This window comes from Nostoc sp. JL33 (assembly GCF_017114985.1).
Lineage (GTDB): Bacteria > Cyanobacteriota > Cyanobacteriia > Cyanobacteriales > Nostocaceae > Nostoc.
On record NZ_JABXKP010000077.1, the window covers coordinates 109,161 to 124,240 of the forward strand.

Consider the following 15,080-nt stretch of genomic DNA (forward strand, 5'->3'; position numbering starts at 1 on the left):
TGATGTTCCAATGGTCAAAAAAGGTAGTTAAATCCGTCACGTTCAACCCAGAGCTTGCTGATGAAAGCTTGTTAGCGCAAGTAGAAAGTTATTTGGAAAAACAACCAGACAAGACTTTCAGTGACCTCTGTAAAGAAGCCTTGTGGCAATCTTTATGTGTACCGGAATCTGTACAACCTGCTCCACGCACAGCAGCAACAACACCGATTGATCAACAAATTGGTGAATTGCAACGTCAAGTGGCTGGACTTGAGGAACGTTTTTTTGCCAAGGGATCTAATCGTTTGGAGGCGATGGAACATCATTTACTGCAACTTTCTCAACAAGTTGCACAACTGGCGCTCATAGTCAATGATCGATCATTCATTCAGTCTCCATCTCAATTAGAAGTAGTAAATAATACTTCTTATACTGTTGCTACTCCTCCTCAAGAGGTTGACCCCGTAATCAGTCGCCTTAGTCAGTTTCTCGATGATTTTTAAGGAACAATCAGGTTTGTAAGCAGTTTTTGCTCATGTTAACAATCCTTAATAGTAATACTATTAAGGATTATTAATGTTTATATATAGAAAGAGATTTAACTCTTGATTAGTTAATCACTTCAGACCCCCTGTGATCTTATCTTAATTAGGGCGGCGACCCTTTAGTAGAGCAACAGGAAAGTCTTCAGACTCGACACTAAAATAAGGGGTCTGTTCTTCTTGACACAGAGTGCGAGCGCTGACAGGTACTTGATGACTAAGATGTTTCATAAGATGAGAAATCTTGACAATATTCTCATGAGCTTGATTTGCTTCTCCCTTCATAGCTTCAATGAGGTGGTAAGTATAAATACTCATTTGTTTATCAGGTCTAATCCAGGAACTTTCCTCTCCTTGGGATGAAGTAAAAACTACCCGACCCTTACCTTGTTTTAAGTTATCAATCACACTCTTTGGAATAGGAATTTCCTCAAAGTCAGAGGGAGCTTTTTTAGCCGTTGCCATTCCTGCTGCATGGCAACTATCAATGATAACCAAGAGTCGCTCGGACTTAATCTGGCGCAAAGCAGTAGTGAAATCTTCTGCACTCAAAGATGAGCTTTTAAGGTCGAAAGGGTTAATATCATGTGGCAATAGATAGTACAGATTTTCACTTTTATTAAACCACCCATGCCCTGAATAATAAACAACCACCGTAGCTTTTGGGTTAGCTTCCGCCTGTTCTTTGAGCCAGTTCAATTGTTCCAAAATTTTACTGCGTGTGGCTTCTTCATCATGCAACAGTCGAACATACTGTGTGTCATTAGGATAAGCACAGAAATTTGGGTCAATTAAAACTTGATGAAGTGCTTGAACATCTTTGACAGTCACTGGTAGCGACAAAGGTTGATAGGCAGATTTTCCAACACCAATCAGTAAACCATAACCATTAGCAAATATAGGAGTTTTTGGGTGAAGATTGGGCTTTATTTCTGGTGAGGAATTTTGTCGTCTGAACCAATACATATAACCTGCCAAAGTCAAACCAAAGCCTGCTACTATTATCATCAATAAAATAATATTAGAAATTGGTTTACCGGATGATTTAGTAATTGGTGTAGGAGTTGGTGTAGGAGTTGGATTAGTGACAGGAGGATTCGGATCAGTAGTGTGTTTTTTAATTAGTACCGCTATATCATCTTTTTTATCAATAAAAAATTTGTTGATAATTTTTATCCATTCAGGATCATCACTTGGTAGTATTAATCCATAACTTTCGTAACTTATTACTAAGTCGGAGTCAATGTAAAATTCATTTGGATTTACTATTTCTAGCTCTTTAAGGAATTCTTTAAGAAGAATTTCATCATTAGCAAATGCATCAACTTTTCCTTGTTTAAGAGCATCAATAGCACCTGCTTTACCATCTTTTATCTTGACTATCTCGATCTCTGAAGTTAGATAATTAAAGAAATTTTGTAACCTATAAGGTGTTACACTAGTATCAATAACTCCAATCTTAAGTCTGGAATTATTTGAAAGGTTAGGTGGCGTATGATTTTTTAGGAATGATAATTTTTTATTTTGAGACTTACGTATTAAAAGTAAAGTTTTAGTTATGAAGAACGTCTGAGAAAACTTAATCCCTGTTTCGTTTTGTCTAACCGAGTCTGAACCACATTCACCCGCCAGATGAATATCATCTTGATAAGGGAATCGAGTATGTTGAAATCTTTCTTTAATAGCAATTGGAGTTTTATCTATAGAGACATTATTTTGTAGAAACTGATTTCCTTTTAAATACTTATCTAGTAAATCTATTAAGCTTGGGCAAAATCCTTGCCAGTGTGCAAGATTATCTTGAAAGCTAATAGGTGGAGAACCTGTTCTGAGTCCCCAAGTCATTTTATTATTACCGTTGGATTCTTGCAAAATTCTAGAATGTGCTAAAGTTTTCACCGAAGATTCCTGTGCTATCCCAACAGAATTTAATAGTAGAATTAGTCCTGTTAAAGTTGGAAAAAGCAAAGTTTTTATGTTTATCATTCTGATAATAAAATTCCTATTTATAGCCTAATTTTTTTTACAAATCTGACTTTATTTCCTGAATCAGCGAACTTAGCGTATTCCTCTGGAGGTAACAGATCGTTGTAATTGAGCTAAAGCACGGTTGTAATCCAAAATCGCTTGGACTCTATTACCTTCTGCCCTGGTCAAATCGTTTTCTGTGTTGATAACTTCAGTTTGAGTATCAACACCTGCTTGGAAACGTAAACGTGCAAAATTCAAGGCTTCCCTAGCTTGATTTAAAGCCACAGTAGAAGTTGCCACATTATCCAAGTTAGACTGCAATTGTGAATAAGCTTGTTCCACCTCAAACCGAATATTATTACGTTGGTTGGCAAATTGCGTCTCAGCAATTCTAATTTCTATATTCCGTTGAGCTGCCTGAGCTTTTGCAGTTCCTCCATCGAACACTCTCAAGCTTCCTTGGACTCCTAAAGAATAACTATTGAGAACACTAGCGCGATCGTCAAATACATCTTGCAGATTGTAGCTGGAAACAAAGCTCACTTGTGGTTTAAGTCGAGAAAGCGCTACTTTTTGCCGGAATTGAGCAATGCGCCGCTCTACCAACCGTTGTTTTAATTCTGGTCGGTTTTGAAAGGCTAGCAAAATAGTCTCTTCAACTGTTAACTGCCACAAACCAGCTAATTGTACAGGGTCAGATGCACTGATATTCACTGACTGCGCCAAACTTAACCGAGTTGCTAATTGACGACGGGCAATTTGCTGCTGGGATCTAGCATTAGTCAAGTCTTGTTGGGCATTTGCTAAGTTTACCTGCGATCGCAGCACATCAAACCGCGTACCTACGCCAGCTCTTTCTAAAGCTTCTGCATCCCGCAAACTAGCTTCTGAATTTTGCACAGCCGACGAATTAATTCGTACTTGTTCATCTGCTTGCTGCAAATTGTAGTAATCCAGCGTGACATTCAGGCGAATTTCCTCTGACTGACGCTCTACTTCCAATTCATCTAGACGCACCTGTTCTTGAGCTGCTCCTCTACTAGAAGCACCCGGCCCAAAATTATAAAGACCATAACTTAGCTGCACACTCCCATTAAAAGTTGTAGTAGGTTCATCTTGACTCAACTTCTGAGTAGATGAAAATTGAGCTTGTTGTTCTGTAAAAAGCTGACTAAAAGCAGACTGAGTACGACTCAAATCAGCACTCAGACTAATAGCTGGATATATGCCAGCTTCAACCTCTCGGAAAGCAGCGCGACTGCGTTCTACCTGGAATAACACTCCTTGTAATTCAAGATTGTTACGTCGTGCTAATTCCAAAGCTTGCTGTAGAGTAATCGCCTTATTTCCTTGAATCTTAACTTCTTCTGGTCGGGAGGGAAACTGTAAGAGATTGGGACTAGGATTAAGATGATCGGTTACTTGTGCGGCTCCAAATCCAATATTAGTGAAAGCGATTGTATAATTTATACACGCAATTATTACATAGCGATGAGCCGACATAATTAATATTTGATACCATTTGCAATAAATTCAGATATTAATACACTTTGTACCACAAATCAAATACATTAAGTAGCTCGACTTATTACACCATTAGCTATGGTATTAACTGGGAAACTGAAAGTAAGTGGATCTCAAAACAGTCTTGACAAAAACCTTAGTTAATGAATAAAGGTAAGAATCAGATTTATCGTTTGATTTATTTATCAAGGATCAAAGCGATGTCTACAATGGGCGTAGCTGCGACACCTTCATTGCACAAAATTGCTAACCTTTGTATTGAATATTATTAGTACATATTTTTACTAGATTCTTTTTTTACTTTATACACTGTATGAATGCTAGAATCCTCAAGTAGACAGTTAGGATACCTAGATGCCAGTTGTAGCTAACTCAATCAAGTTTGGTACAGACGGCTGGCGGGGCGTTATTGGTGACGAGTTCACCTTTGAACGTCTAGCCCTGGTCGCGCCAGTTGCCGCAAAAGTATTATATGATACATATTTTTCTACGGCGGGTAGCCGGACAATAATTGTTGGTTACGATCGCCGATTCATGGCCGAAGACTTTGCTCGTGCTGTCGCCGATACTGTCACCGCTATTGGATTTGATGTGCTGTTGAGCGAAGACTATGCTCCAACCCCAGCTTATAGTTGGGCAGCAAAACAACTCAATGCTTTAGGGGCGCTGGTAATTACAGCCAGCCATAATCCTGGTACATATTTGGGTTTAAAAGTCAAGGGACATTTTGGTGGGTCAGTACCGCCAGAAGTCACAAAAGAGATAGAAGCCCAGTTGTCGGTTGGAGTAGTACCACTAGCAGCTACCCCAGGCAAGCAAGAGAAATTCGATCCTTGGCCTAGTTATACCCAAGCACTAGAGGGTAAAGTTGATATCGCCAAAATTCGAGAAGCGATCGCCTCTGGTAAATTGACGTTATTTGCCGATGTCATGCATGGCGCTGCTGCTGGCGGATTGGCGAGACTACTAGGCAATCAGGTCAAAGAAATCAACTCAGAACGCGACCCCCTATTTGGTGGTGGTGCGCCGGAACCCTTGCCTAAATACCTTTCAAAGCTATTTCAAGTCATAAAAACTCACCGAGAAACTGATAAATCGGGTTTAACAGTGGGGTTGGTATTTGATGGAGACTGCGATCGCATTGCAGCAGTGGATGGAGAAGCCAACTTCCTAAGTTCCCAAGTATTAATCCCGATATTAATCGACCACTTAACCTTGCGGCGCGGCTTTACGGGTGAAATAGTCAAAACTGTTAGTGGTTCCGACTTGATGCCCCTTGTAGCAAAACTACATAACCTCTCAGTCTTTGAGACAGCAGTTGGTTATAAATACATTGCTGACAGAATGTTAGCAGCAGAGGTGTTGCTGGGCGGCGAAGAGTCGGGAGGAATTGGCTATGGTAGCCATATTCCCGAACGTGATGCACTGCTGTCAGCATTGTACGTCCTAGAGGCGATCGTAGAATCTGGGTTGGATTTAGGTGAATATTATCGCCAGTTGCAGAAACAAACAGGGTTTACCTCAGCATACGATCGCATTGATTTACCCTTAGCAAGTATGGAAGTGCGATCGCGTCTTTTGCAACAACTGCAAAGCCAACCCTTAACGGAAATTGCCGGGTTGGCAGTGATTGATTGCCAGACAATTGACGGCTACAAATATCGCCTAGCTGATAAAAGCTGGTTAATGATTCGGTTTAGCGGTACTGAGCCAGTTTTACGCCTCTACTGCGAAGCCCCGACAATTGAGCAAGTACATCAAACTCTTGCTTGGGCGAAACACTGGGCGGATTGACATACTCCCCACCCTTGAAGGGTGGGGATTTTGGGGTCAAACAGCAATAGCAGGCGTAGCCAGACTTACATCACCTAACCCAATGGTTGATGCCCCAACCATTTGAATATTTTTAGCGGCGTTTTCGTCTCTACCATTTACCGACTGACAAGAAGGGCAGCGCCATTCCCTAACTGACAAATCAAGACTTTCTAAAACGTGACCACAATTAAAACAAGTTTTGCTTGATGGATACCATCGGTCGATGAATACAAGCTGCTTGCCCTTCTTTTTAGAAACCCATTCTAGGATTTGAATAAACTCACCAAAGGCTAGGTCTGATATTTTTCTAGTTAGAGTCGAGAGGGGATATTATTCCCCGTCCCTCTCTGTTAGAACCGTGCGTGCCTGTTTCCATGCACACGGCTCCCGATATTCTTAAGGGATAACCCTTTTACTCATGTGGGTATAATCGTGACAGGATTCATGTATTGCTGTTAGATTTTTACCCTTCCAGTTGTCATGATTCCTATCTATGTGGTGTAGGTTTACTCGTTCTTCACTTGTAAACTTTAAGCCACAGTGACCACATATATGGTTCTGGCGCTTTAGTGCCTTAGAGGTTTCTCCGTCATATAACTTACTGTTGCGTTCGCTCCAATAAGTCAAGTCTCCGTCGAAAGGTGATTTGTATCCTTCGACATTGACGTGTTTATTTTCGGAGTAAGAGACTGCTGGGAACGCTTTTTGTATCAGCTTTGTAGTTGATTCCTTGTCGTTCCTTTTTTCCTTATTAAACACTTTCCACGTTCTATTGTTGGTGCGCCAAAGGGAAAACCTTGACCCGTCCATTCTACAGAAGCGGTGGTAGTTTCTCCATCCTCTAATTATTGGTGCTAGCTTTTCAGCTTTTACCTTAGAACCATAATTCGAGTTGTTGACAATAGCTTTTACCTTCTGACGGAATTTTTTGAAGTTTTCCACCGAGGGCGTACTTCTAAATTTTCCGTTACTTTGCACTTTGAAGTGCCAGCCAAGGAAGTCAAAGCCATCTGTCGCGGCGGTTATTCTTGTCTTCTTCTCACTAAGCTTCATTCCTTTGTTGGCTAAGAATTTGTCAATTTTGTCAAGTATCTCTGTTGCATCGTCTTCTGGTCGGAGTATGATAACCATGTCATCCGCGTAACGGATTGATGGTTCTACGATATTTTTTCCAGGGGTATTTTTAGTAATCCTGAACCCGTCTTTATGATATCGGTGGATACTTTCGATACCGTTGAGAGCGATGTTGGCTAATAGCGGACTTACCACGCCACCTTGCGGTGTACCTTGTTCTGGAAATTCTGGGTTTACTCCGGCTTTAAGGCAACGGAATATGCCAGACTTAATGCCTTTAGGGGCGATAAGGTTCTCCATGATTGTGGTATGGCTTATCCTGTCGAAGCATTTTTCAATATCGAGTTCAATCACTCGTTTATTGATTCCATTGCTGTATGAGCGTAGGTTTATGAACAGGATTTTCTGGGCATCATGTGCCGAGCGTCCCGGTCTGAATCCATAGCTTCTTTCGTGGAATGTTGCTTCGTGTGCGGGTTCTATTGCATATTTTGCGAGACATTGCCAAGCTCTATCCGCGATAGTGGGAATTTTAAGCATTCTGGTACTCCCATCTTTTTTGGGGATAGGAATTTCCCGCAGTCCCTGGTGTTTCCAGTCGTTGCTTGACGCTCTCAGCAGTTGCTCTAGTTCAAAGCGTTCTTTGAAGGTGAGGGACTTTTTCCCGTCGATTCCTGCTGTTTTCTTACCTGCATTTAGCTGTGATACTTGACGAATCGCCAGAAATCTAGCCGCTTTGGATTTCAAAATAAGCTTCTGAAGTGACAAAGTTTTGCGCTTGTTTCCTTCTCGAATAGCTTTAAACACTCGTTTTTGTAGGCGAAATAAATCTTTCCGAAATTTCTTCCAGTTGAGACTCTTCCAAGATTCACTAACCTCGTGGCTGTGCCTAATCATGCTCTACCTTCAATAAGTGTTCTCTGAATACCTTGTAGCAGTTACGCCACATCCTACCCGAATCAAGGGGGTTCCGTATCTCGTCTTACCTACCTGGGATTCGACATTCCCAAGACCCTTGATTCGTTTTTATTCGTTCCCTCAGATGATTGTTTGTTCCGTTAGGTGTAGCCATTTTAACCATCAGAAACCCATGATTCTTGCAGCTTATCCGGGAAATGCTGCGGGTCTTGCTCTGATAAAGTCGGGTTCTAAGGATATGTCCCGCTTACGTCTAGGTTACTTTTCTAGGCTCGGTTTCACCGTGGGAACCCCCTGTTAGCGCCAGTGTCCACCCATAACGGTAGTCTGATTGCGCCCTGTTCCCAGCTTCACTCTACAAGTAACGAGCTTGTTCGGTGTGGGCAGATAAGGAGTCACGCATGAATCTTGCGGATGGGACTTTCACCCACATCAATCTAAGAGTTCAGTGTCTAGTTATCTAGATTTCACTGGCTTAGTTATGTACGGACTGGATACCGAGATTCACTAAGCAACGAATCGCACCCCCAGAGACGTTGCATTCCTCTGAGGTTCAAAGTTTCAAAACACAGTACGTCAAACCTATTAGTTAGCTCATGACCTAACTTCCAGAACCAATCACGACGAGAGTTAGCAATATCCTCGTGCTTGCGTACTAGATTTTTTCTAGCGCGTTCCCGATTAGCTGAACCTTTCAACTTTTTGGAGTGATGCTTACTAGCCTTTTTGACTATATTGAGTGATTGCTTCAAGAATTGGGGTGATTCAATCTTGGAACCATCAAAGCAGGTAAGGAATGTGTTTAAGCCAAAATCAAATCCCGCTATTTTACCAGTCGTAGATTTAACTTCTAGCTCAAAACAGTCATCAACTACAACAACCATAAACAAATGACCAAATTACTTGTAGTAGCTACAGGAAATCCAGGTAAGTTGCGGGAAATGCAGGCTTACCTGGAAAATTCTGGTTGGGAATTAATCCTCAAACCTGAAGAATTGGAAATTGAAGAGACGGGCGAAACCTTTGCCGCCAACGCTTGTCTAAAAGCGTCACAAATTGCTAAAGCTACAGGAAAATGGGCAATTGCTGATGATTCGGGTTTGCAAGTAGATGCCCTAAATGGCGCACCAGGGGTTTATTCTGCACGTTACGCCAAAACGGACTCAGAACGCATTGCTAGGGTATTGAAGGAATTAGGCAACGAAGTCAATCGGCAAGCTCAATTTGTTTGTGCAGTAGCGATCGCTCGTCCTGATGGTGCGATCGTATTAGAATCTGAAGGGATTTGTCGCGGCGAAATTCTCCACGCACCTCGTGGTGATAGTGGTTTCGGCTACGACCCAATTTTTTATGTGCAAGAGTTGCAATTGACCTTTGCTGAGATGACACGGGAGTTGAAGGGGTCAATTAGCCATCGAGGCAAGGCTTTTACAGCTTTACTTCCGCAACTGGAGAGAGTTAGGAGTTAGGAGTTAGGAGTTAGGAGTAGAGACGCGATTAATCGCGTCTGTACAGGAGTTAGGAGTTATGAATTCTGCTAAATCTTCATTCATTATTCCTGACTCACAACTTTTAACTCTTAACTCATAACTTTTTTAAACTGCTTCTGTGTTCTTTTCGCCGGTACGAATCCGAATCACTTGCTCAACAGGCGAGATGAAAATTTTCCCATCGCCGATTTCACCAGTGCGGGCAGCAGCAATAACTTTGTCTACCACCATATCAACCTGACTATCGTCAACGACGATTTCCACTTTGAGTTTTTGCAGAAACTCAACGGTATACTCAGAACCGCGATACCGTTCAGTTTGACCTTTCTGCCGTCCGAATCCCCGGACTTCAGAAACAGTCATTCCAACAATACCAGCGTTAACTAAGGCAATTTTCACCTCATCTAGCTTAAATGGCCGGATAATAGCTTCTACTTTTTTCATCTTCTTGACTCCTGACTTCTACTAGCTTCGTTTATATATCTAACCAGATCCTTTGTCTGAAGCTGTAACTAGCGGTGCTTTTCCTAAAACATATGTCATAATTACCACTTTTTTAAAGTTTAGATGCTTTGCTTGAGGGTTTAGGGCATGAGAACCAGCAAGGATTTATTAATTGGATAATTTTTGAGGTTCTAACATAAAGAAGTTGCTGTAAATTTAGCATTTTATGTAGCTTTTATAACCTAAAAATAGATCAACTCCGCCATTTAGCAGATTTGTTCGGATATTTAGAGAGTGATTGCAGACAAATTGCACGGTAGCCCGAAAGCCTGCTGCTGCTGACTGTGGGAGTGTCAACTAACGTTTCTGATGTTCAAACAAGGGACGTACAACGAAATATCCAGCACTAAAGGCAGTCAGCATGATTAACAATATGGTGATAATTAACCACCAGCCATTGAGTCCCTTGGCATCTGGCTGAGTAGTGGAATAATAACTTACTTGTTCCTCTTCTATAAAAACTGGTTGTGGTATCGGGAAATTTATTTCCATTACAGGTGTAGAAAAGTCTTGGCGGCGGCTTTTTTCGGGTGGGGCTTTGGGGACAACAGGTGGACGCGAACGAGAAACCTGCTGAGGTGGACGCGCTTGTGTTACTGGCTGTTTGGCGGCACTTTTAACGTTGCCAGAAGCTTGGGTAGCTTGGTGATAACTAGGCGTAGCATGGGAATCAACAAACTTTTGCAAGTGAGAAAAAGACTCAACAACTTTGGTAATTTCTTGGCGTAGTAGTTGATTTTCTTGTGCTAATTGCTGATTTTGGGTGGTGAGTGCATTTAGCCTCGCCTGTGCTGCTTGCAACTCTGCTGACAATTCCCTGTATACAGATAGTGGTACAGAGGCAGGGTAGGCTTGATTAGTCGGTGTTGGCGAATTCCTGTGAACAGAACCTATGGTTGTTCGCATCGGGGGCTTGGTATTAAAAATCAAAGTAATTAGATCGTACAGAGATGCTAACAGAGATAGTCAGCCCTGAAACTATGCCCAACAATAATAGAAAAATGCCGAAAGGGCAAAGATTTATTATGGGGCATTCGGTATTGGGCATTGGGCATTGGTTATTAATTCTTCTCCCTGACTCCCTGACTGCCTTATCTCCTTATGCTCCAGTTCCCAATCCCCTTGCTCACAAAAGGTTAATCTCGTAACAATGGGAAGAAGTGTCCCACAGGGCCTTGCCCTTGGCCAATATCTAGGGCGTAAGTGAGTGCAGTCGTAACATACTCCTTTGCCTGTTGCACCGCCTGCCACAAGTCTTTTCCCTTAGCCAGATTAGCAGCGATCGCAGCCGATAATGTACAACCAGTACCGTGGGTATTTTTTGTCTCTACTTGTTTTGTAGTCAAAACTTCCAATTTGTCCCCATCAAACCAGATATCAACACCACGCATATCTCCCTGCATACCTCCGCCCTTGACTAAAACAGCCTTCGTTCTTAAAGTCTTGTGAATAATTTCAGCTGCGGCTTGCATATCTTCCAAGGAATTAATTTGTAAACCGCTCAAAATTTCAGCTTCGTAGCGATTCGGCGTAATGATAACCGCCTTAGGAATCAGGGCATCGCACAGAGTCTTCACAGCATCATCATCAATCAATTGTGCTCCTGTACGTGACACCATTACTGGATCAACTACTAGATTAGCGATTTGTAAAGCTTCTACCTGCTGGGCAACAGCAAAAATAATTTCCTGATTGAGCAACATTCCCGTTTTGGCAGCTTGTACGCCAATATCCTCAACTACTGCCTGAATTTGCGCCACAACAGCCTCTATTGGCATGGCATCAACCCTGTTCACTCCTAGAGTGTTTTGTGCCGTGACGCAGGTTATAGCGCTAGTACCGTGGACACAGTGAAAAGCAAAGGTGCGTAAATCAGCTTGAATTCCTGCACCGCCACCGCTATCTGAACCAGCAATGGTTAAAGCAACAGGTATTTTGGAGTTTATTTCAGTGTTCATATTATAAAGATTAAGTAAGTCGGCGCAATCAAATCAAACTATGTCAAAGATTGATGAACTAGGCTAAAACCCTCTTCCTTCCTGCCTTTGCCTGATCGCAACCACAAAGATTTACGGCAACCTGGCTTGAAAGTGCTGTTAGCGGATAGCTAGGGTTTAGCCCGTGATGAGTAAAAAATACTAGCCTCTAATCCCCAGCCCCTTCTTCGGGGAAGTTAAAAGTCAAAAGACTTTAAGAGTTTTTGAATTTTGAATTGATTAAATGATCGGTGCTTGGCGTAGGCGTAGCCCGCCGTACCCTTGGACGACGCTAGGGATATTGCTACACGTAGCGTTTGGTAGTGAAGGCATCGCTGAGAAAAAATATTTTGAGAAACTTCATCAAATCCTCGCACAAAGCGCTCTCCATTCCCATATCACTCTGAAAATTAACAGGACTGACGACGACGCTTACGTAAAGAATTTGCTTTTATTGTAAAATTAACTACTATATTCAGCGTATTTGCTGATATCAAGTGCTCTTTGTAAAGGTTAGTTTTAATACATAAGTCCACAAGGCTGAATTACACCGCTTACAACAGGTTCGACTAAGTTCTTATATTAGTTCCCTTAACTTAAGGGGTCAACCGACTAAAGTTTCAACCTCCTTTTACTTTTACGACTCTAACTTGAAGTCCCCAGTTATTAGCTAAGGGTGCATTTTCCCATACCGATTTGGCAACCTCCTGACCTAAAACAACGGATAAAGTTGAATCGATATCCCTGGTTTAACCATCAACGGTTGACAGGAAAAAGTTTTTAGTTTCACAACAGCCTTTCTACAACCGATGCGATTTGAAGTCGCGATCGCATAACTCTGGCTGCCCAAAAAAGTCCAGACGCACCCATTCAAATAACTACTTAGCAACGAATAAAGTTGCTGCGAGTCTACTACCAATTCCCCTTACACACATCCGGAGTAAATCTATGGCTGGCAAAACATACTACGTTTCTGGAACAGGCAGTGATAACAATAATGGCTTAAAGGAAGGAACTGCATTTCGCAGCTTGGGCACAGCCGTGTATCACATGAAAACAGGCGACACGCTCTATGTGATGAACGGAAATTATGACAAAGGGGTTACGCTTTTTAACTTTAATGGTTCAGCAAATAACTGGACAACAATCAAAGCCTATCCAGGGGCTACACCTACGATCAAAACGATGGGAAGTGGCATTAATATATTTAGTTCATCCTACGTGCGGATTGAAGGACTTGATATAGAAGGCAATCGGGAAAACATCACTCTAGAATATGCCTTACAAGAGAAAGATAATCTCAACAACCCCTTAACCAATTCCGATGGAATTACTGTAAAACCCTGGAAAAATAGCGACGGAGTGGGCGGTACTACTCCTCATCACATTGTCATCTCTGGTAACACAGTTAGTAACTTTCCAGGTGGTGGCATTGCATCCAGTGATTCAGACTACATCACAGTTGAGAAAAATGTTGTGTCTGGAAACGGTTGGTATACGCCTTATGGTGCTCAGGGTATCACTACACTTTATGCTGTTAACTCTGATAACAATACTACTGATTACAAAATAATTTATCGAGACAATATTGTTTTTAATAATAAAAGTTTGGTTCCCTGGAAAGAAGCTGGGAAGATTACTGAAGGGCATGGGCTAATGCTTGATACTACTAATCAGAGTAGAGATGGAACAGCTTATCTTGGTAAAACTTTAATTGCTAATAATATAGCCTACAACAATGGTAACTCTGGCATTGGTGCTTTCAAAGCGAAAAATGTAGATATTATCAATAATACAGTTTACCAAAATAGCCTTATTCTCGCTAACACCGGAGAGATTAAAGTCAATTACTCAGAGAATGTTAGAGTCGATAACAATATCATGTATGCCAGCGACAATCAAGCGGCTAATCTTCTGAAATATGATATAAATGTCAACTTTGACCACAACCTTATTTATAACTCGAATGTATTCCGAGCTTCAGATAATCTAAAAGCTACCCCTTCTTTGCACAATATTTTGGGTATAGATCCCCAATTTGTTGATGCGGGCAAAGGGAATTTTGCGCTCAAACCTGGAAGTGCTGCCATCGATGCTGGTTCCAATGCCTTCAATAGCATCACTAAGAACATTCCTCAGGATGGCGATGATAATGGTACCGCAGTGATTGATATTGGTGCATACGAAGTCCCCCGCATCAATGACTTGAACAATAAGATTGTCGGTTTTGACAACTTCAACGATGTGATTGATGGTCAAGGGGGTAATGACACTATCAATGGTTACGCTGGTAATGACCAACTACGGGGAGGTACAGGCAATGATCTTCTCATTGGTGGACAAGGCAATGATCTTCTTGTCGGTGGTATGGGTGCTGACTCTTTCCTCTACGGCACCAATGCTGCCTTTACTAGCGCTGCTGTGGGTATTGATACCATCGCTGACTTCAATCACTCTCAAGGTGACAAGATTGTTCTGGATAAGACCACCTTTAGTGCGATTAGTTCTGCTGTGGGAACGGGTTTTAGTAACGGCAGTAATTTTCAAATCACTAGTTTAGGGGCACTTAGCAATGCTGCAATTGTCTATGACCCGATGACTGGGCGGTTATCCTACAATCAAAATGGTAGCGCTGCTGGTTTCGGCAGTGGCGGTCAATTTGCACAACTTACCGGTGCGCCCACTCTTACTGCTTCCGACTTCATCATTCAAGCATAGTTGGGTCGGGTCAACTGAGTAAAAGTGTAATCCAAACATGAATCGACTTTCAATTAAATAGATCACACACATAGGGGCACAATATATAGCAATATATATATTTGTGCCCCTACAATTTTGCAATTTAATGGCAAAGTTTTTAGTTTTTACGAATTATACAGACTGCAATATTCCCAAGGATTAACAAATTTAATATCACTCCCAACACCAAGCGATCGCTCCTTCGCCTCAGCTAGTGACATCACCACGGTAGTTAAGTAACAGCCATTCCAAAAAACATCTTTCCCATAAAAACTTTGCCCATGAATCAATACAGTTCAGTTAAGGATTTTTGGTATTGATTTTAGGTATGTAGAGACGTTGCATTGCAACGTCTCTTGCATTGGATTTGGGGCTTAACTGAACCGTATTGGCCCATGAATAATAGATAGTAAATCAGTTTGAATTCCTACACCGCCACCGCTATCTGAACCAGCAATAGTTAAAGCAACAGGTATTCTGGAGTTTATTTCAGTAGGACTTACGCACTGTACAAATGCATCGTGATGTGAATTAACGATCTTGAGGAA

10 protein-coding genes and 2 pseudogenes are annotated in these 15,080 nt (G+C 41.7%); 4 read left to right on the forward strand and 8 right to left on the reverse strand.

Going from position 1 to position 15,080, the window contains the following annotated elements:
- The first annotated feature begins 2 nt into the window (after positions 1–2).
- Positions 3–482: a filament morphology membrane protein FcmC gene (gene fcmC, locus HWQ23_RS22655; RefSeq protein WP_292833130.1), complete on the forward strand. Its 480-nt coding sequence runs from the start codon at positions 3–5 to the stop codon at positions 480–482.
- A gap of 141 nt (positions 483–623) precedes the next feature.
- On the opposite strand, the gene HWQ23_RS22660 is transcribed toward fcmC, so the two are convergent.
- On the reverse strand, positions 624–2,420 hold the full coding sequence (locus HWQ23_RS22660; RefSeq protein ID WP_292833133.1) for a caspase family protein: 1,797 nt from the start codon (positions 2,418–2,420) through the stop codon (positions 624–626).
- A gap of 159 nt (positions 2,421–2,579) precedes the next feature.
- Positions 2,580–3,995: a TolC family protein gene (locus tag HWQ23_RS22665; RefSeq protein WP_365742353.1), complete on the reverse strand. Its 1,416-nt coding sequence runs from the start codon at positions 3,993–3,995 to the stop codon at positions 2,580–2,582.
- A gap of 375 nt (positions 3,996–4,370) precedes the next feature.
- Between HWQ23_RS22665 and HWQ23_RS22670 the strand changes: the two genes are divergently transcribed.
- Positions 4,371–5,810 (forward strand): phosphoglucomutase/phosphomannomutase family protein, encoded by a 1,440-nt coding sequence (locus HWQ23_RS22670; protein WP_292833136.1) that lies wholly within the window; start codon positions 4,371–4,373, stop codon positions 5,808–5,810.
- A gap of 36 nt (positions 5,811–5,846) precedes the next feature.
- Here HWQ23_RS22670 and HWQ23_RS22675 read toward each other — a convergent pair.
- From HWQ23_RS22675 to HWQ23_RS22685, 3 genes and pseudogenes are all read right to left on the reverse strand, one after another.
- Positions 5,847–6,140 (reverse strand): annotated as a pseudogene (locus HWQ23_RS22675) (RNA-guided endonuclease InsQ/TnpB family protein); the annotation flags it as partial.
- Between the two features lie 87 nt (positions 6,141–6,227).
- Entirely contained in the window at positions 6,228–7,802 is a 1,575-nt protein-coding gene (locus tag HWQ23_RS22680; protein ID WP_292833139.1) for a group II intron reverse transcriptase/maturase, read from the reverse strand.
- Between the two features lie 545 nt (positions 7,803–8,347).
- Positions 8,348–8,719: pseudogene (locus HWQ23_RS22685) on the reverse strand (transposase); the annotation flags it as partial.
- Here HWQ23_RS22685 and rdgB point away from each other — a divergent pair.
- Complete coding sequence (gene rdgB / locus HWQ23_RS22690) at positions 8,714–9,292, forward strand: RdgB/HAM1 family non-canonical purine NTP pyrophosphatase (RefSeq protein WP_292833142.1); 579 nt, start codon at positions 8,714–8,716, stop codon at positions 9,290–9,292. The pseudogene HWQ23_RS22685 and the gene rdgB sit on opposite strands and share 6 nt — an antisense overlap.
- Before the next feature lie 126 nt (positions 9,293–9,418).
- Here the strand turns inward: rdgB and HWQ23_RS22695 are convergent, their stop codons facing one another.
- The 3 genes from HWQ23_RS22695 to thiD all read right to left on the reverse strand — a co-directional run bounded on the left by HWQ23_RS22695 (position 9,419) and on the right by thiD (position 11,775).
- Positions 9,419–9,757 carry a P-II family nitrogen regulator gene (locus HWQ23_RS22695; protein WP_292800919.1) on the reverse strand — a complete coding sequence of 113 codons (339 nt, stop codon included), beginning with the start codon at positions 9,755–9,757 and terminating at the stop codon, positions 9,419–9,421.
- Positions 9,758–10,114: 357 nt separating this feature from the next.
- The gene (locus tag HWQ23_RS22700; protein ID WP_292833145.1) at positions 10,115–10,723 is read right to left on the reverse strand and encodes a cell division protein ZapB; all 609 of its coding nucleotides are present in this window, start codon (positions 10,721–10,723) and stop codon (positions 10,115–10,117) included.
- A gap of 230 nt (positions 10,724–10,953) precedes the next feature.
- Positions 10,954–11,775 carry a bifunctional hydroxymethylpyrimidine kinase/phosphomethylpyrimidine kinase gene (gene thiD, locus HWQ23_RS22705; protein WP_292833148.1) on the reverse strand — a complete coding sequence of 274 codons (822 nt, stop codon included), beginning with the start codon at positions 11,773–11,775 and terminating at the stop codon, positions 10,954–10,956.
- A 966-nt stretch (positions 11,776–12,741) separates the two neighbouring features.
- Between thiD and HWQ23_RS22710 the strand changes: the two genes are divergently transcribed.
- Positions 12,742–14,511 carry a calcium-binding protein gene (locus tag HWQ23_RS22710; protein WP_292833151.1) on the forward strand — a complete coding sequence of 590 codons (1,770 nt, stop codon included), beginning with the start codon at positions 12,742–12,744 and terminating at the stop codon, positions 14,509–14,511.
- The last annotated feature ends 569 nt before the right edge of the window (positions 14,512–15,080 follow it).